The 18,159-nt window shown below is 48.3% G+C and carries 20 protein-coding genes; 7 read left to right on the forward strand and 13 right to left on the reverse strand.

The window, feature by feature from the left end; genetic code table 11:
* Positions 1-165: 165 nt before the first annotated feature.
* Positions 166-390, reverse strand: a complete 225-nt coding sequence (tlp, locus tag G7035_RS04320; RefSeq protein ID WP_016819791.1) for a small acid-soluble spore protein Tlp — start codon at positions 388-390, stop codon at positions 166-168.
* 73 nt (positions 391-463) lie between these two features.
* Entirely contained in the window at positions 464-1,075 is a 612-nt protein-coding gene (locus G7035_RS04325) for an alpha/beta hydrolase (protein WP_016819790.1), read from the reverse strand.
* Between the two features lie 212 nt (positions 1,076-1,287).
* Here G7035_RS04325 and G7035_RS04330 point away from each other — a divergent pair, with 212 nt between their 5' ends.
* Both G7035_RS04330 and G7035_RS04335 read left to right on the forward strand, forming a co-directional pair.
* A complete protein-coding gene (locus tag G7035_RS04330; RefSeq protein ID WP_016819789.1) occupies positions 1,288-1,599 on the forward strand; it encodes an autorepressor SdpR family transcription factor in 312 nt (103 codons plus the stop codon).
* Positions 1,596-2,252, forward strand: a complete 657-nt coding sequence (locus G7035_RS04335) for an SdpI family protein (RefSeq protein ID WP_019686181.1) — start codon at positions 1,596-1,598, stop codon at positions 2,250-2,252. Before G7035_RS04330 ends, G7035_RS04335 begins: the two co-directional genes overlap by 4 nt.
* A gap of 71 nt (positions 2,253-2,323) precedes the next feature.
* On the opposite strand, the gene G7035_RS04340 is transcribed toward G7035_RS04335, so the two are convergent.
* On the reverse strand, positions 2,324-3,148 hold the full coding sequence (locus G7035_RS04340) for an aldo/keto reductase (RefSeq protein ID WP_019686180.1): 825 nt from the start codon (positions 3,146-3,148) through the stop codon (positions 2,324-2,326).
* 45 nt (positions 3,149-3,193) lie between these two features.
* Complete coding sequence (locus tag G7035_RS04345) at positions 3,194-3,487, reverse strand: putative quinol monooxygenase (protein WP_017426184.1); 294 nt, start codon at positions 3,485-3,487, stop codon at positions 3,194-3,196.
* A gap of 182 nt (positions 3,488-3,669) precedes the next feature.
* Between G7035_RS04345 and G7035_RS04350 the strand changes: the two genes are divergently transcribed.
* From G7035_RS04350 to G7035_RS04370, 5 genes are all read left to right on the forward strand, one after another.
* Positions 3,670-5,322, forward strand: a complete 1,653-nt coding sequence (locus G7035_RS04350; protein WP_019686179.1) for an ATP-binding protein — start codon at positions 3,670-3,672, stop codon at positions 5,320-5,322.
* Entirely contained in the window at positions 5,315-6,043 is a 729-nt protein-coding gene (locus tag G7035_RS04355) for a response regulator (RefSeq protein WP_019686178.1), read from the forward strand. Before G7035_RS04350 ends, G7035_RS04355 begins: the two co-directional genes overlap by 8 nt.
* 204 nt (positions 6,044-6,247) lie before the next feature.
* Entirely contained in the window at positions 6,248-7,228 is a 981-nt protein-coding gene (locus G7035_RS04360) for an ABC transporter substrate-binding protein (RefSeq protein ID WP_019686177.1), read from the forward strand.
* Positions 7,225-8,229, forward strand: a complete 1,005-nt coding sequence (locus G7035_RS04365; protein ID WP_019686176.1) for a FecCD family ABC transporter permease — start codon at positions 7,225-7,227, stop codon at positions 8,227-8,229. Before G7035_RS04360 ends, G7035_RS04365 begins: the two co-directional genes overlap by 4 nt.
* Positions 8,226-9,203: a FecCD family ABC transporter permease gene (locus tag G7035_RS04370; protein ID WP_019686175.1), complete on the forward strand. Its 978-nt coding sequence runs from the start codon at positions 8,226-8,228 to the stop codon at positions 9,201-9,203. The genes G7035_RS04365 and G7035_RS04370 overlap by 4 nt, the downstream gene beginning before the upstream one ends.
* A gap of 166 nt (positions 9,204-9,369) precedes the next feature.
* Here G7035_RS04370 and G7035_RS04375 read toward each other — a convergent pair whose 3' ends face one another.
* The 9 genes from G7035_RS04375 to purM all read right to left on the reverse strand — a co-directional run bounded on the left by G7035_RS04375 (position 9,370) and on the right by purM (position 17,759).
* Entirely contained in the window at positions 9,370-9,795 is a 426-nt protein-coding gene (locus tag G7035_RS04375) for an OsmC family protein (protein WP_013369486.1), read from the reverse strand.
* A gap of 49 nt (positions 9,796-9,844) precedes the next feature.
* Complete coding sequence (locus G7035_RS04380) at positions 9,845-10,594, reverse strand: amino acid ABC transporter ATP-binding protein (RefSeq protein ID WP_017426178.1); 750 nt, start codon at positions 10,592-10,594, stop codon at positions 9,845-9,847.
* Positions 10,595-10,608: 14 nt separating this feature from the next.
* Entirely contained in the window at positions 10,609-11,256 is a 648-nt protein-coding gene (locus tag G7035_RS04385) for an amino acid ABC transporter permease (RefSeq protein WP_016819779.1), read from the reverse strand.
* 85 nt (positions 11,257-11,341) lie between these two features.
* Entirely contained in the window at positions 11,342-12,199 is an 858-nt protein-coding gene (locus tag G7035_RS04390) for a transporter substrate-binding domain-containing protein (protein WP_017426177.1), read from the reverse strand.
* Between the two features lie 99 nt (positions 12,200-12,298).
* A complete protein-coding gene (locus G7035_RS04395; RefSeq protein WP_017426176.1) occupies positions 12,299-12,976 on the reverse strand; it encodes a TetR/AcrR family transcriptional regulator in 678 nt (225 codons plus the stop codon).
* A 124-nt stretch (positions 12,977-13,100) separates the two neighbouring features.
* Positions 13,101-14,366, reverse strand: a complete 1,266-nt coding sequence (gene purD / locus G7035_RS04400; RefSeq protein ID WP_019686174.1) for a phosphoribosylamine--glycine ligase — start codon at positions 14,364-14,366, stop codon at positions 13,101-13,103.
* Positions 14,367-14,429: 63 nt separating this feature from the next.
* A complete protein-coding gene (purH, locus tag G7035_RS04405) occupies positions 14,430-15,974 on the reverse strand; it encodes a bifunctional phosphoribosylaminoimidazolecarboxamide formyltransferase/IMP cyclohydrolase (RefSeq protein WP_019686173.1) in 1,545 nt (514 codons plus the stop codon).
* Positions 15,975-16,104: 130 nt separating this feature from the next.
* Positions 16,105-16,719: a phosphoribosylglycinamide formyltransferase gene (purN, locus tag G7035_RS04410; RefSeq protein ID WP_019686172.1), complete on the reverse strand. Its 615-nt coding sequence runs from the start codon at positions 16,717-16,719 to the stop codon at positions 16,105-16,107.
* Positions 16,719-17,759: a phosphoribosylformylglycinamidine cyclo-ligase gene (purM, locus tag G7035_RS04415; RefSeq protein WP_019686171.1), complete on the reverse strand. Its 1,041-nt coding sequence runs from the start codon at positions 17,757-17,759 to the stop codon at positions 16,719-16,721. The genes purN and purM overlap by 1 nt, the downstream gene beginning before the upstream one ends.
* Positions 17,760-18,159 lie beyond the last annotated feature (400 nt).

The raw sequence follows: 18,159 nt of genomic DNA on the forward strand, positions 1-18,159 counted from the left end.
TACAAATTAGTTTACAACAATATTATTCAAAAAAATTTGTTTTTGTGTAAAACAGATCTCATTGCATTATAGGGGGAAAATGAATTGGATGGGAATATGATGATTTCTGCATAAAAAAACGACCCAACTCCAATTGAAACTCGGAGTTGGGTCGCGCTATGTTAACTACTCTTGCGAATGTGCTGCTTCGTCTTTCACTTCTTCTCGAAATGATCTAATACTTTGTTTACGACGATTATTTTTTTCTTCGATCTGCTGACGCTCCTCATTGCTGATTTCAGAGGAAAATTCGTTTAGATATCCTTCAGCCTCATGAAGATTCTGCAATGTATTCTGAATATTTTGTTGCAAATGCTCCACATTATCTGCTCGATTATCCGGTTTTGCCATCGGTTTGACGCCTCCTAATCATAGAATCGCTCACTAGAGCGCTAAACCGTAGCTTGATCGTTATCGAGTTATTTTATACATTAAAATGCTTTCCAAACCATCGGCCTGCGGCTTCGGCTTCAGTGCGAGTCAATTGATGACCATTGCGTTCCAAGTAGGCTTCTACCTGTGCTCCGGCCCCTTCCAGCAGGGCTTGCAGCTCCTGAGATTCCACCGCTGGAACAATCGGGTCATTTTCACCGGAAGACAGAAATACAGGGACACCGTTCAAGTCCGGCAGTTCCAGCCCTCGCAATGGCACCATAGCATGATGGAGAATGGCCCCACGTAGCGCTTTTGCATCATGGAAGAGCATACTGGCTGCTATGTTGGCTCCATTGGAATAGCCCAGAGCCACCACGTTGTTACGGTCAAAATCATATTGCTCTGCAGCTGAATCAACAAATTCGCTTAGTTCTTTGGTACGGAATACGAGATCCTCAATGTCGAACACACCCTCTGCCAAACGGCGAAAGAAGCGCGGCATTCCATTTTCCAGCACATTACCTCTCACACCTAAGACAGATGCGCCTGGTGCAACCAAATCAGCCAATGGTAGCAAGTCTTGTTCATTCCCACCGGTACCGTGCAACAGCAAAATAACCGGAGCTTGCGGATCATTTCCTTTACGAAAGACGTGTTTCATATCTATTCCCTCCTCCAATTAACTTTAAATTAAGAATCTTATTTTTGTATAATTTGATTATAGCCCATTTCACTGCTTTATACAAACATAATTGACCTCGTTAATTTTTTCTAAAATGATGTCTTGTTCCATTGACATGTAGTATAGCTTTATTTTACTATGTGATTAGATATTTAGAGAATTATCTAAATATCTAAAGGAGTGAGCAAACTTTGAATGATGCCTTCAAAGCCTTGGCTGATCCGACCCGGCGCAAAATATTGCAGCTTTTGAAAGAGAAAAGCATGAGCGCGGGCGACGTCGCTGAGCATTTTCAAATCAGCAAGCCCAGCATATCCCACCATCTGAATTTGCTGAAGCAGGCGGGGCTTGTGCTGGATGAGCGACAGGGGCAAAGCATTATTTACACCTTGCATACAACAGTTGTGGCGGATGTCATCGGCTGGATGTTCAGTATCGCCCAATCGGATGCCCCTGTAAAACCAACTTCGAATGATATTAAGGATACGGAGGGGTCTGAATGAAGTTCCGAACACGTTGGAGCTTGACGGATGTTTTGACGACTTTGCTTGCCTTATCACCTGCTATAGGCGCTTTACTACTGTATAACCGGCTTCCCGATGTGCTGGCCTCTCATTTTAGCATGGACAATACCGCAGACGGGTATATGAGTAAAAACAGTTCTATTCTCATGCTGGTGCTATTGGGGCTGGTGCCTTTGCTCCTTCGGCTATCCCGCTACATGGACCCCAACAGAGCAAATTTCAAGAAATTTACTAAAGCCTATGAGGTTACGCGTGTAGGCACTTCGCTCATTCTCGCTATAGCCGGTTGGGGAATGCTGCTGTATAACCTGAATTATCGGCTACAGATGCTTACGATCCTTTATGGAGTGCTGGGTCTGATGCTGCTGGTGCTGGGTAATTATATGACTCAGGTACAGCCAAACTATACCTTCGGTATCCGCACGCCATGGACTCTGTCCAATCCGGAGGTATGGCGTAAAACGCACCGTTTTGGCGGACCTATGATGATGCTCGGTGGTGCTTCGGGCTTGGTAGCGGCATGGGTCGATGGAGTGGCGGGCACCGTCATTTTTCTCACCGGGCTGTTTATATCCGTCGTCATTCCTGTACTCTACTCCTTCCTACTGCATCGCAAAATAAATCATCAGTAGGGATAAACAAGGAACCTCCCAAACCACGATAAACGCAGAATGGGAGGTTCTTTGTACATCTACATATTCCATTAGAACAACAGCTTATCGGGATGAGTACCCACACGCTCATCCAGATGAAGACCATTAATTCGGTCAATATCCTCAGTCGTCAGTTCAAAATCGAACAAATCGGCATTCTCGCGGATACGATGCGCGGTAACCGATTTGGGAATCGTTACAATTCCCCGATCCAGATGCCAACGCAAAATAACCTGAGAAGTCGTTTTGCCGTATTTGGCAGCAATCTCAACGATATCTGGCTGCTCCGTCAGTTTCCCCTTCATCAGAGGACTCCACGATTCAAGCTGGATCTGGTGTTCCCGGCAGTATTGATGCAGCTCCTGCTGAGTCAGACGCGGGTGAAGCTCTACCTGATTAATGACAGGTACAATATTACTGTCTTTCAGGAGGTTTTCGAGATGGTGAATTTGGAAGTTGCTTACTCCAATCGCGCGTACGCTTCCTTCTTCATACAGCCGTTCGAACGCCTTCCAAGTTTCCTTGTACTTGTCCTTGCCAGGCCAATGGATAAGGTACAGATCAATGATATCCAGGCCCAACCGCTTGCAGCTTTCCTCGAAAGCACGCAGTGTTGAATCGTAGCCCTGATCTTGATTCCATAGCTTAGTGGTCACAAACAGATTGTCTCTGTCCGCTCCACTGTCACGAATGGCTTGTCCGACCAGTTCCTCATTGCCGTAGATCGCCGCGGTATCAATGTGACGGTAACCGACCTTAATAGCTGTTTTGACTGCTTCGTAAACCTCATTGCCTTCCGCCTTGTATGTACCAAAACCAAGCCAAGGCATCTGAACTCCGTTATTTAGTAAAGCTGTATCCGCAATATTCCCCATGTCTATCTCCTCCTATTCCTAGTTATAAATTATCCAACGGGATAATTACAGTTTAGTTGCATCCTGAAAAGCATTCACTTCAAGCGGAGCAGCCAACAATTCTTTAGCTGCAGCAACAAATGCCTGGAAATGGGCAGACTTGTTATGGAAATCTACAGCAGCAGCATCCTTCCACTCTTCAACCATCGTAAATGCGTTGGGATCATTCAAATCCTGCATTAACGTATAGCGTACATTGCCTTCTTCAGCTTGTGATGCGCTGATCAACCCTTGGGTTTGTTGCAAAAAGGTCTCTCTCTTTTCTGGTAAAACTTTCATATCGGCATGAATAATAATCATAATATTTTCCTCCTCGTATTATGTAACTATTTCTATTATAGACCATTCTTTCGATAGATTAAAAGTGCGGCCGTTTCTGGAATACAGTAAAATGATTCATATTGGGGTGTTTATCCGCTGATCAACTGCTCCTATATTTTGTTTAATGGCGGTGAAGGCATGTGCGTTTTCAGACAAAATTAATGGTATTCATATCCCTTTTAGTGCTAGTCGTTACCGGGCTGTTGGGATTATCCCTGCGTTATATGATTACCTCCGCCTTGTACGAAGAGATTGGGAAAAGGGCACTGACTGTGGCCAATACGCTTGCGGTAGATGCACAGGTCAGGGATGCTCTAGAACAGACCGACACGACGCAATTACGTGTTCGGATCAACGAAGCAGTGAAACCTGTCCAAGCCAGCACCGGCGCTGATTTTATTACGATTGCAGATCGTCATCTCATTCGGCAATGGCATGTTAACCCGGAACGCATTGGGCAGCCTATGATGGACCCGCTGAATAATAAGGTGCTGCAAGGACAGTCCTTTATTACGGAATCCACCGGCTCTCTCGGACCGTCACTGCGAGCCAAAACCGCAGTCTATGATGAACAAGGCCGAGCTATCGGACTCGTTTCTGTAGGTTTCCTGATGACAGATGTGGCGCAAAATATTCGTACATACACATATACATGGCTGTGGTTCATGGTAGGCGCGCTAATGATCGGCATATTAGGAAGTCTGGTTATAGCACGACGGGTAAGGCACGAACTGCATGGGCTGGAGCCAGTGGAGATTGGACGTTTGTATCAGGAAAAGCAAGCCATTCTCGAATCCATAGGTGAAGGGATTATCGCGGTTAATAGCAGTGGACAAGTCACACTTGCCAATCCACAAGCCGTCCGTTTGCTTGGTCTCCCTCCGGAAACTAGCCTCTATGGATGCGAGCTTCGTCACTTGGCGGGCGCGGCATATCAGCTGGCAGATGTACTTGCTACAGATCTTATCGAAAAGAATCCTAGCATGAAGCCGGATCAGGAACAAAACGTATTCAATGAGGAAATTGAGCTCCAACAACGAGTCGTAGTCGTCAGCCGTGTACCGATCAAGGATCGATTCGGACGAATGCTAGGCACCGTTGCCAGCCTGCGTGACAAAACAGAGCTGCTTCGCATGACGCGGCAGTTGACAGAGGTCAAGGATTATGCGGACGTGTTACGATCACAAACACATGAATATACCAATCGGCTATATCTCATATCCGGCCTGATTCAGTTGGAGTGTTATGACGAAGCAGTGGACTTTATTACTCAGGAATCGGAAGAGTATCGTGTACATAGTTCCGTTTCGTCTTCTCTTTCACCCGATTCAATCATCGCCAGCCTGCTGATCAGCAAGAAAAAACAGGCGTTGGAAAAAGGGATTGTACTCCATTCATATATAAAAGGAGCATTTTCAACCCCGTCTCCTGCGTTGGAGTGGTCGCTTCTTGCTACCATTGCCGGAAACCTGCTGGACAATGCTATGGAAGCAGTTGCAATAGGCTCTATACCTGACGGACAGGTCTGGTTCCGGCTTGAAGAAATGACTGAAGCTATCGTCGTCGAAGTTATGGATAATGGATCGGGTATTTCGGAGGATATCCAGGAAAAACTGTTCGTTAAGGGAGCATCAACTAAAGCAGAGGCAGGACACGGATATGGCCTTGCTCTCGTGCAGGAGTATACCGAACGAATGAGTGGCTCCATAAAAGTACATGAACGGCCTGGTGGAGGTAGCATTTTTGAAGTATACATTCCTTTAATTAGAACAGACACGAATCATGATGTAAAAGGAGGTTACGGCCATGAATGAGCGGGTATTATCGGACATTGAGGTTCTTATTATTGAAGATGATCCGCGAATTGCGGAGATTAACCGACGATTTATTGAAAAGGTGGACGGGTTCACCGTATGTGCAATAGCAACGAACGAATTTGAGGCAAAGCTTCAACTGGATGTATTGCGACCGTCTTTACCCGTGCTGGATGTTTATTTTCCCGATACGAATGGTCTAACCCTACTATCGTTCATCAAGCAACACTATCCAGCTACAGATGTCATTATGCTGACTGCCGCCAAAGAAGCTGAAACTGTGGTACAAGCGGTTCGAGCAGGCGTATTTGATTTTATCGTAAAGCCGCTCGTATTCGAGAGATTGCGGGCGACCTTAGAGGAATATGCTCGTTTTCGCCGCCAAGTCACAACATGGCAAGAAGAACACTCTACGGTGGAGCAATCGGAAATTGACCGTCTGCTTCAAAGCGCGGGCACGGGTCCGATGACGGGTAACGGAGTAGGAGAGCTATGGGCCAAAGGCATTGATAAAGTCACTTGCGAAAAGGTGCTTGATCTCCTGAACCGACGAGGTGAGGTAACTACAGGTACAGTGGGAATTGAGCTAGGTATGAGCCGATCTACCGCCAGAAGGTATCTGGAATATTTAGTGGAAAGTGGCGATGCTCACCACGATCAGGTATACGGAACTGTCGGCAGACCGGAGCGTATCTATCGCAGACGGCAGGAAAATGCATAAACCACCAATTCATACGTCTGGTCTCTTCCATCCTCTCATCTCGCTTGTGATTTTAATGAACTTAATTCTCATAATAGGCTAAAACGGTTTAAATGATCACATTATTTACGTCCCCTTTCCCGGTTGCTAGAATGGTCAACAGTTAGTTAATTGATAATGATTATCAGTTTCTCTGGTAAGCATATTTGGAACGGGGGACAACATATGGCAACACCGAAACAGCCACTACGTACAGGCGTGCTGCTTGCAGCGATTCTGGTACTACTGACGGCCGTTATGGCGGGATGTGGAGGCCAGTCACAAAATAATAACGCAGCAGCACCTCAAACCACAGGCGACACTCGAACGATCAAACATGAGATGGGAGAAACCAAAGTTACAGGCAAACCCAAAAGAATCGTGACGTTGGAATTCTCTTTTGTCGATGCTGCTACCCAACTGGGCGTGATGCCTGTCGGCATAGCTCAGGAAAATGATGATGATATCGATGGGCTGCTTGGCAAAAGAATCGACTTTACACCTGTCGGCACACGCAAACAGCCGAACCTGGAAACGATCAGCTCTTTGAAGCCCGATTTGATTATTGCTGATCTGAATCGTCATAAGAGCATATACAAAGAACTAAGTGAGATTGCTCCTACCATTATTCTAAAGAGCCGCAATTCCTCTTATGAGCAAAACCTGGCATCCTTCGGCGTTATCGCTGACGCGTTGGGTGAGAAGGAAAAGGGTGAGCAAATTCTCGCAGCACATAAAGCTACAATGGCAAAGCTGAAAGAAGGCATCCAAGCTGGTGAGTCACGTAGCGTATTGCTTGGGGTATTTCGTTCTGATTCACTATCGGCTCACGGCGCTTCATCTTTTGATGGACAACTGCTGGAGCAAGCAGGCATCCACAATGCCCTTCAAAATACAAGCGAGCCTACAGTCAAGCTGACACTGGAGCAGATTGCACAAGCTGATCCGGACGTGATCTTCTTAGTGGAAGCCGATGAGAAGCTGCTTGCAGAATGGAAGCAAAATCCGTTATGGCAAAACATTACGGCCGTGAAAAAAGGGGAAGTTTACGAAGTAAACCGGGCACTGTGGACCCGGTACCGTGGACTCGGCTCTGCCGAGAAAATACTGGAGCAAGCGATTTCGCTTCTGTATCCCGCGCAAACTAAAGGAGACGGCTCCCGTTGATCGGACAAGCCTTACGCGACCGGCTAAATAAGCCGGTCTTCTTTGCACTTCTATTCGCGCTGCTGGCTGGACTATTGCTGAGCGTGGCGATTGGCCCAGTCAGGATGGACATCCCCACCATGCTGACTGCACTATTCACCGAGCATCCGTCCAAGGATCAGCTCATTATCTTGACGATACGCCTGCCACGTGCCGTCATTGGTCTGATCGTCGGCGCCGGGCTTGCCGTGGCCGGAGCGCTGATGCAGGCCATCACACGCAACCCACTGGCTTCTCCGCAGGTATTTGGGGTCAGCTCTGGCGCTTCGCTGGCTGTCGTCCTGTCGGTCGTGCTGCTGCCGAATATCGGGTCGTCCGGCAGCATTTATTTTGCTTTTGCCGGAGCGATCGCAGGTGGCTCCTTCGTATATGCGCTGGCCGGAACGGCGGGCATGACGCCAGTCAAGCTGGCTCTTGCCGGGATGGCTGTGCATCTGCTGCTGGCCTCTGTCACTCAGGGACTGCTCGTGTTCAACGAGCAGATATCCGATGTACTGTATTGGCTCGCTGGCGCCATCGACGGGTCTACTTGGGCCGACACGCGTCTGGTGCTGCCATGGTTCGCCGTCGGTATGATCCTTGCACTGGCGCTGGCCCCCTCGCTATCTGTGCTTAGCCTTGGTACAGAGGTCGCACAGGGACTGGGACAAAACGTACGGCTTGTCCGCTTACTGGCCTCGGTCTCAGTTATTATGCTGGCAGGCTCTGCTGTAGCGGTAGCTGGGGCCATCGGCTTTGTGGGTCTGATGGTGCCGAATATCATTAAGGTATTTACAGGCGACAATTACAAACGGGTCATCCCCCTGTCTGCAATCTGCGGAGCTCTGCTGCTGACATATGCGGACGTGCTTGGACGATTTATTGCCTTTCCTTATGAATCGCCCGTTGGTATTGTAACCGCGCTGGTGGGTGCGCCCTTCTTTTTATATCTGGTGCACAAGAATGGGAGGGCTTCACGATGAAAAAGCTGTGGATTTTACTCGTGCTCATGCTAGGTATTTCTTTTATTGCTATTGGCGTGGGCAGCACTTACATTACACCCGCTGAGCTGATCACGGCACTGACTGACCCAAATGCCTCTTCCTGGTTCATCGTTCACCATTATCGACTGCCTCGTGACCTGCTGGCCATCATGGCCGGTGCTGGTCTTGCTGTAGCCGGCGTGCTACTGCAAGGCATGATTCGCAACCCACTGGCTTCGCCGGATGTGGTGGGTGTATCCAAGGGAGCCGGCTTTGCTGCGGTTCTCGTCATCGTGCTGCTCCCCTCATCCCCGGTGGCGCTACTGCCTGTCGCTGCCTTTGTCGGTGCCGGGTTAGCTGCACTACTGCTCGTACAGCTTTCGATGAGGGGAGGCATGCGTCCTAATATGCTAGCCTTAACCGGGCTGGCGGTAGGTGCTATCTTCCAGGCTGCGACCGATTATATTCTGGTCAAATATCCACTCGAAGCCAGCGATACGCTGACTTGGCTAGCTGGAAGCTTGTGGGGCAAAGGCTGGGATGAAGTATATGGGCTTTTGCCATGGTTAATTGTATTGCTGCCTCTCGCCTATACACTACAGCACAAGCTGGATATTATGAGTCTGGATGAGGAAAGCTCCGCTGGTTTGGGACTTAGCGTGAAGCGTATGCGCACAGGACTGCTGGCCGTATCTGTGGCCTTAGCTGCTTCCTGTGTCGCTGCCATCGGCTCCATCGGCTTTATAGGGCTGCTGGCACCACATCTGGCACGGCGGTTGTTTGGTAATCGCCACCGCTATCTATTGCCCGGCGCAGCCATGATCGGTGCCCTGATCCTCGTCCTTGCCGATGCGCTCGGACGGGGGCTGAAGCCGCCGCTCGAAATCCCCGCCGGCATCGTGACAGCCGTAATTGGCGCGCCCTATTTCCTGTATCTCTTGCTGCGGGAACGCAAACAAAAAAGCAGAGGATAAGGAAACCTCTACACCGATCCGCTGATTAATATCTTTTCTAAACGATTCTTTGTACAGTAACTCTGTATGCACTTCGTACACAAGATTTCATGAAGTGTCATGTTGTCAGACAACATAAAAAAAGAGAGTCAGCCTGTATATAACACAGGCTGACTCTCCTCAACACTTACGCTGGATAGGGTACTTCTGTTCCATTCAAAATGAGGTGCATCCGAATTTCCGCTTTTAGGGAATCAGATACTGCACAATATTTTTCCTTACCCATCTGAATCGCTTTCCATACGCGGTAATCTGGAATATCTCCATCTACGTGGAATGTCAGATCAATCGCTGTAAATCCTGTTGGCATTTGCTCCTTGCGCGTACCTTCTGCATCAATATCAATTCGCTGAATGTCTGACAAAAAACGATCCAAAATCATCGTAATATCAATACCGATACATCCCGCCAGACCTGCAAGCAGCAGTTCCATCGGTGTCATCCCTTTACCATCGCCGCCATAAGCCGCCGTAGCATCCATCCCTACGGAATAACCGGATGGTCCTTCCGATGTAAATGCGCGTTTGCCGTGCCAAGTAGTAGATACTTTCATAATCAATTGCCTTCTTTCCATCTTAATAATCTATGATTCATCCTCTAACTTAAAACTCGCTAATTTGACGCAAAAACTTTTGTGTCCTCTCATGCTGGGGAGCATCAAAAAATGCCTGTGGTGCAGCTTCTTCCACAATGATACCGTCCGCCATAAATACAACCTTGTCGGCCACCTCGCGGGCAAATTTCATTTCATGAGTCACGACGACCATCGTCATTCCGTCTTGAGCCAACTCCCGCATAACTCCCAGCACTTCACCCACCAGTTCTGGATCAAGCGCCGATGTAGGCTCATCGAACAGCATAATCGCCGGGTCCATCGCCAGTGCACGTGCAATAGCTACCCGTTGCTGCTGTCCACCGGACAGACGAGATGGATGTACATCCTGCTTATCCAGTAACCCCACCCGCTTCAGCAGCTGTTGTCCGATAGACATAGCCTTGTCACGCGGCATTTTCTTTACTGTCAGCAGTCCTTCAATGACATTGCCGATAGCTGTTTTGTGCGGATACAGATTGAATTGCTGGAACACCATCCCCGTCTGCTTGCGAATATCACGAATGGCTGCTTGACGAGCACGAACAGGAGCCATAGCATCAACCTCAATCCCGTTCACCTCAAACTTGCCAGAAGACAACTCTTCCAGTCCGTTCAGGCAACGCAGCAGGGTACTTTTACCTGAACCGCTGGGACCGAGCAATACGACGATTTCACGAGCGGCAACCTGAAAATCAATGCTTTTCAGAACCTCTACCTGTCCGAATCGTTTACCTAATCCGTTTGTTGTTATCATCATCTATCATCTCCACCTTAATAAGCTCGAGCCAGACGCTTTTCCACCCGCTCCAGTATAGCGGAGAATCCAATGCTCATAATCCAGTACATCAGGGCAATTTCGAGCAGAAACGGCATGTAGCGCAAATACTGCGCCTGTAAAAGCTGTGCCTGTCGCATCAATTCACTAACCCCGATAACCGACACAAGCGACGTTTCTTTAAGCATACCCACGAACGTATTCCCCATCGGTGCAATTGCAATGCGCAACGCCTGTGGAAGAATGATACGCCACATCGTTTGACCAGGCGACATTCCCGTCGCATAAGCAGCCTCGGTCTGTCCCTGTGGTACGGCTAAAATAGCTCCACGGAACGTCTCCGATAAGTACGCCCCTGTATTAATACTAAGCGCGAGACAAGCAGCCGTTAACGATCCGAAAGATATTCCGTAATCATCCAGACCATAATAAATGACCGCAATCTGCACCAAAACCGGCGTTCCCCGGATGATCGATACATACATACGAGCCAGCCACCGAACAGGTCGATTCCCCTTCAAGCGCGCTACAGCAACAATCAAACCAATAATTAAACCAAACAGCATAGAAACAATCGTTATATACAGCGTATAATAAGCGCCCTTCAATAAAAAAGGGACGTTCTCCCACATTAATTCTAGCATCAATTATATTCCCTTCTTTCAGACGAGTGGCCCCATGTCAGCATAAAAGCCAAGACTGGAGCCAGACGCCTGTAACAGGCTTACGTTATTCTTTTGGCTCCTCGCCAAACCATTTTTTGAAAATTGTTTTGTAAGTGCCGTCTTCCTTCATTTCCTTCAGAGCCTTGTTCAAGGCTTCCTTGAGCTCAGGAGTTTTCTGGTTAATGGCTACAGCTGCTAGGTCTGATTTAATCGGCTCGCCTACGGCTTTAATTTGGAACCCGTTTTTGTCGATAATGGGTTTGAGAGCATATAGATTGTTAATGGTTGCATCAATACGACCAGAGTTTAGATCCTTCAATGAAGTAATGACATCATCATATGTTTTGATCTCAAAATCGCCTACCTTTGGCAGCACTTCGTTGCGCAGATAAGATTCATCATTTGTCCCCAAGCCGACACCAATGGTTTTGCCTTTAAAGTCTTCCAACTTCGTAATGTCATTTGTTTTGCTATTCACGATAATATTCACATTATTGGTGATATAGGGATCTGTGAAGTCAATGGCCTTCTTGCGATCCTCTGTAATCGCAACCTGGCTAACCACTGCATCGAATTTTTTCTTTTGCAGACTTGGAATCAATCCCGAAAATTCTTGGGCCGTGAATTCCGCTTTTACTCCAATCCGTTTCGCCAACTCTTTGGCAATATCCACATCAAACCCGTCCAACTCCTTGTTGTCGTTCAAGAAATTGTACGGTGGGTAAGTGCCCATCATGCCTACCTTCATTACACCGGCCTTCTTGATGGCTTCGAGCTGATTGGCGGCTGCTTCATTATTGCTGCCCGTTCCAGTTCCGGTATTGGAAGCTTCCTGTTTGGTACCGCAAGCGCTCAGCACAAGGCTGAACAATGCCAGAGCCATGAGTGTGGTCACCAAGAATCCTTTTTTACGTGTTTTCATGTATCGTTCTCTCCTGTCTAGATGTAAATGTTTAAGTTTGTATGTGTAATTTGGCTATATTATTTGTTGCCCACTACTCATTCATGCGATGTTAACCGTCTAGCTTTGACCTAATAGTCCGTAAAATTCAAAATTAGCAGCCTCTTCTGCCAATCTTGTAGCGGATACCTGCTTGATGTGGTCATGTGTTCCCTCTGAACCGAATAACCAGCGTATAATGATCCCTTCGATCATGCTCATGAGTAGTGCTGCCCTTAATTCGACATCTAATTCGGCAGGCAACATGTTCAGCTCGATTGCTCTCTCCATATTGCGCCGGAATGCAAGCTCCATCGCAGTTCTGGTCTCACGGATACTCTGCCGCACGGGTTCATCGACACCACTGCCGATCAGCAGCAAACCCATCAGATAACGGTTCTCCAATGCAAAATGAAATAGCCGAACAAACAGCGCTTCCGATGCCTTGACCATATCAGCCAGCGTTCCTGCATCACGGCGATACCCCTGCCCGATCGCTGACAAAAGTTGTTCACGGCCTGTTGCGATAATCTCCAGTGCCAGAGCCTCTTTACTTTTAAAATGCCAATAAAATGTGCCTTGAGCTACTCCTGCCTCCACCACAATATCTGAAATCTTCGTTTGGTGGTAACCCTGCTCAGCAAACCGCTTTAACGCAATGTGAAGAAGCTGAGTCCTGCGGTCTTTTTCTTCTCCCCCGTGATTAACAGGTGAGTCATTCGAAAGGGTTTTGGATTGCTTCGCCTTGCGTGGCTGCATGGGTTTCCTCCTCCCGATTGATCAGTCAGTCAGTTTTGTATTTTTAATCCTATAGGATAAGTATACTTTTGTCAAACGAAAAAAGAGAACCTCCGCAGAGGTCCTCTTATCCTATATATTGCTGTTATAGCAATGCTTTTGCCGCAATGTCTGTACGGTTTTGCTTGCCTTCAAAGGTAATACGAGCCGCCTGCTCGTAAGCTTTGTCCCGTGCCTCGGCAATGTCACGTCCCAAACCAACCACGCCTAATACGCGTCCGCCGTTCGTTACCCACTCACCCTGTTCGTTGATATCTGTGCCGGCATGGAATACGATGGCTTCATCTGCCTGATCCAATCCTTGGATAGGTATCCCTTTGGCGTAAGCTGCGGGATAACCTCCGGATGCCAGCACGACACACACCGCAGCTTCATCCTTCCACTCGATCTCCACCTGATCCAGTGTACCGTTCACGGCAGCGAGAAAAATATCGAGCAAGTCGGATTTTAGGCGAGGCAATACGACTTGTGTTTCTGGATCACCAAAACGTGCATTAAATTCAATCGTCTTCGGCTTGCCGTCCGGCGAAATCATCAGTCCAGCAAATAAAACACCACGGAACGGGCGTCCTTCAGCAACCATAGCCTTGGCCGTCGGCTTAATAATCGTCTCAATGGCTTCCTCAATAATGGAATTGGCTATGTGAGGCAACGGGGAATACGTTCCCATGCCACCTGTGTTCGGTCCTTTGTCACCGTCAAAAACCGGCTTGTGATCTTGGGCCGCTGCCATTGGACGAACCGTTTCACCATCCACAAAGGAGAGAATCGACATTTCCTGTCCAGCAAGGAACTCCTCAATCACGACCTGTGCACCCGCTTCTCCAAAAACCTTCGCTACCATAATATCGGACAGCGCCTTTTCCGCTTCCTCCATCGAGTAAGCAACTGTCACGCCTTTGCCTGCTGCCAATCCGTCGGCCTTAATGACCACCGGAATAGGCTGTTCCTTCAAGTAGGCATGTGCTTCCTCATAGGTATAAAACTTGCGGTAAGTTGCTGTCGGAATTTGATATTTGTGCAGCAAATCCTTCATGAAGATTTTACTGCCTTCAATTTCCGCTGCATTTTTACGCGGTCCGAATACTGGAATGCCCTTCGCTTCAAAGGCATCCACAATGCCGTCTGCCAGCGGATCATCGGGACCTATCACGACAAGTCCGACTTTTTTAGATTCCGCCAGTTCTGTCAGCGCGTCAAACTCACTCACCGGAATCGGCACACATTCCGCTAATTGTCCGATACCAGCATTACCTGGCGCACAATAGATTTGTCCGGCCTTGGGGCTTTTCTTCAGCGCCCATACAATTGCATGTTCGCGGCCGCCCCCTCCGATAACCAAAATATCCATTCAGGTGATTCCTCCCGCCCCATTATGATCGTTCAGGTGTGCTGCCTCCACCACTCACACAACTTAGTGCTTGAAATGACGTACGCCTGTAAAGACCATAGCAATGCCATATTCGTTAGCAACCTTGATAGATTCTTCATCTTTAATGGAACCGCCCGGCTGAATGACTGCTGTAATGCCTGCTTTAACTGCCAACTCCAGCGTATCGCCCATCGGGAAAAATGCATCCGATGCCAATACGGCACCTTTTGCTTTGTCACCGGCCTGCTCGATCGCAATCTTGGCTGCTCCGACACGGTTCATTTGTCCTGCGCCTACGCCAATAGTCATATTATCTGCCGCCAGTACGATAGCGTTGGATTTCACATGTTTAACCACTTTCCAGCTAAACAAAAGTTGTTTCAGTTCCTCCTCGGATGGCGTACGCTCTGTTACAACCGTAAGTGCATCCGGGTCCACAGCATGAACGTCATTTTGCTGAACAACCATGCCGCCTTCAATGGAAGTCACGACGAAACGGCTCTTCGCCTCAGATGGGGAAAGCTCACCCAGATCAAGCAAACGGATATTTTTCTTTTTCGTTAAAATCTCCAATGCTTCTTTCGTGAAGCCCGGTGCCAATACAATTTCCAAAAAGATTTCACTCAGCTTGTTCGCTGTATCGCCGTCAATAATCCGGTTAGCCGCGACGATACCGCCAAAAATCGAGGTTGGATCTGCTGCGTAAGCTTTGCTGTACGCTTCATAAATACTGCCACCAATTCCCACACCGCAAGGATTCATATGCTTAACTGCAACTACTGTCGGCTCGCTGAATTCTTTGACGATTTGCAGGGCTGCATTCGCATCATTGATATTATTATAAGACAACTCTTTACCGTGAAGTTGCTTCGCTGTTGTTAGTGTACCCTTGGCCGCCAAAGGCTCACGATAAAATGCCGCCTGTTGATGGGGATTTTCGCCATAACGCAAATCCTGAATTTTTTCATAGGTTACAGTGTAACGCTCAGGCAGAGGATCACCTGTCACATTCGACAAGTAATCGGAAATCAAAGCGTCGTATGACGCCGTATGACGGAACACTTTTGCAGCCAAACGCTTACGAGTATTTAGCTCCGTGTCGCCATCCTTACGTATTTCCTCCAGTACAGTGCTATAGTCATCCGCATCGACCACTACACTGACAAAAGCATGGTTTTTTGCCGCAGAACGGAGCATCGTTGGACCGCCGATATCGATATTTTCAATCGCGTCCTCATAAGTTACACCGGGTTTGGCGATCGTTTCCGCAAAAGGATACAGGTTCACAACGACCAGATCGATATAATCCAATCCAAGCTCCTTCATCTGGCGCTGATGCTCTTCATTATCCCGAACAGCCAGCAAACCGCTGTGTACTGCAGGGTGGAGTGTTTTAACACGTCCATCCATAATTTCTGGAAATCCCGTTACCTCTGAAATACCGATGACAGGAATGCCCTCCTTCGACAGCAAGCTGCTCGTTCCCCCTGTCGAAACGATCTCCACACCCCATTTGGACAACTCGCGACAAAACTCCACGATTCCCCGTTTATCTGATACGCTGACGAGCGCTCTTTTAATACTCACCCTGTCTCCTCCTTTAGCTCTTTCAGAATTTTGCAAATTTCTCTTCTATCAATTTATTTCCCGAGAAATATCGGAAAATGCCTGTACAGTATCCTTGTTATGACAATGATATGACAAATTACAGTCATCTTTAGAGAAGTGAGCTCACCTTGCGGCCATTCAATTGGATTTGGCCTTGGGCCAGTCTGCCAACTACCTCTGGATATAGCTGACGTTCCACGGATTGAATGGCTGCGGATAAGGATTCCGCTGTATCATGATCGTGAACTTCTACGACACGTTGGGCAATAATCGCACCAGTGTCCATCCCGCCGTCCACAAAATGGACGGTGACTCCACTTACCTTGACTCCATAGGCCAATGCCTGTCCAACAGCATCTTTTCCTGGAAATGCCGGAAGCAGTGACGGATGAATATTGATGATTTTCCCAGCGTAGGCATCAACCATGACACTGGATAGCAAACGCATATAGCCTGCTAACACGATGAGGTCAATCGATTTCTGCTCCAGCAAAGCCACCAATTCACGCTCATAGTCTTCTCGGGCAGGATATTCCTTAGGGCGAAAAGTATGACAGGCAATTCCAGCTTTCTGTGCTCTAGCTACAGCCGGAGCCGCAGGCTTGTCACAGATAAGTAGTTCTACCGAGGCGCCGCCCAGTTCACCCCGTGCGGCCGCATCCACCAAAGCCTGAAAGTTCGTCCCTTCGCCTGATGCAAAAACAGCAATCCGGTAATTGCCCATTATACCTCGGCTCCCGTAAAGGTCACGATCGAGCTGCCTTCCGTTACTTTTCCGATCACATACGCAGCTTCACCCTGTTCCTTCAGAACTTCCAATGCAGTCTGTGCGTGCTCTGCCTCAACAACGATCACCATTCCAATCCCCATATTGAAGGTCGTGAACATGTCTTTGTTAGAGATTTCTCCCTTTTCCTGCATGAGCTGGAAGATCGGCAGAATTGGCCATGTGCCATACTGTATATCTACATTGACGTGATCCGGTAATACTCTAGGGATATTTTCAATAAAACCGCCACCCGTGATATGCGCCATACCTTTTACTTTTACCTTGTCCAGCAATGCCAACACAGATTTCACATAAATTTTCGTTGGCTCCAGCAGTACATCGCCCAGTTTGCCATTCAAGCCTTCAATTTCATCATGCAAATCATAGCCTTGCTGTTCCAATAACAGCTTGCGAACCAGTGAAAAGCCATTACTGTGAACACCGCTGGAAGCCAGCCCGATTACGGTATCTCCAGGAGCAATAGAACTACCGTTAATGATTTTGCTTTTATCTACAATCCCTACCGTGAAGCCAGCAATATCATATTCGCCCTCACTGTACATCCCCGGCATTTCTGCGGTTTCGCCGCCGACCAACGCACACCCTGACTGATGGCAGCCCTCTGCGATTCCAGCGACTATAGCTTCAATCTTCTCGGGCACAACCTTGTCACAAGCAAGGTAATCTAGAAAAAAGAGAGGTTCTGCACCTCCGACGACAATATCGTTTACGCACATCGCAACTGCATCAATGCCAATGGTGTCATGACGATCCATTGCAAAGGCAAGCTTCAGCTTCGTGCCGACACCATCGGTACCGGAAACGAGTACAGGCTCTTCATACTTATCTTTATTCAGGCCGAACAACGCACCGAATCCGCCCAAGTCCGTGAGCACTTCCGGACGGAAGGTACGTTTTACGTGCTTTTTCATCCGTTCTACTGCTTCATTACCAGCAGCGATATCTACCCCTGCGTTTTTGTATGCTTCGGACATTCATGAACACTCCTTCAAATGATTGACCCTCCTAAGTCCTCCCTAGCAGGGAGGATTCCATGGGGCTGCTCCCCCTGGACCCCTCAAGAGTCGGTCAGATGCGTAGGATTGGGTGCTGCTTGGTGGTGGTTCGTAATGAGCGTCGCGTGTTTTCCATTGCGAGTTGCGGGTCTTCCCGTAATTCACAAGGACACGCTTTGATGCGTGGCCGCCTTTGGTAGTGACGGCGGCAAGGGCACGTCCCGGACTGTTTGCTTCGCAAAGGCGGGAACGTGCCCGGCCAAAGAAGTGAGCAGCGCCAACGGGCGGCTTACTTCTTTGGCCCTTGAGGCAGGTAGCTTCGCCCTGCCTGCTGCCTGAGCCTCGCTTCGCTGGCTCACAGGCGGCTTTACAAGCCGCC

This window comes from Paenibacillus polymyxa, assembly GCF_015710975.1.
In the GTDB taxonomy this organism is placed as follows: domain Bacteria; phylum Bacillota; class Bacilli; order Paenibacillales; family Paenibacillaceae; genus Paenibacillus; species Paenibacillus polymyxa.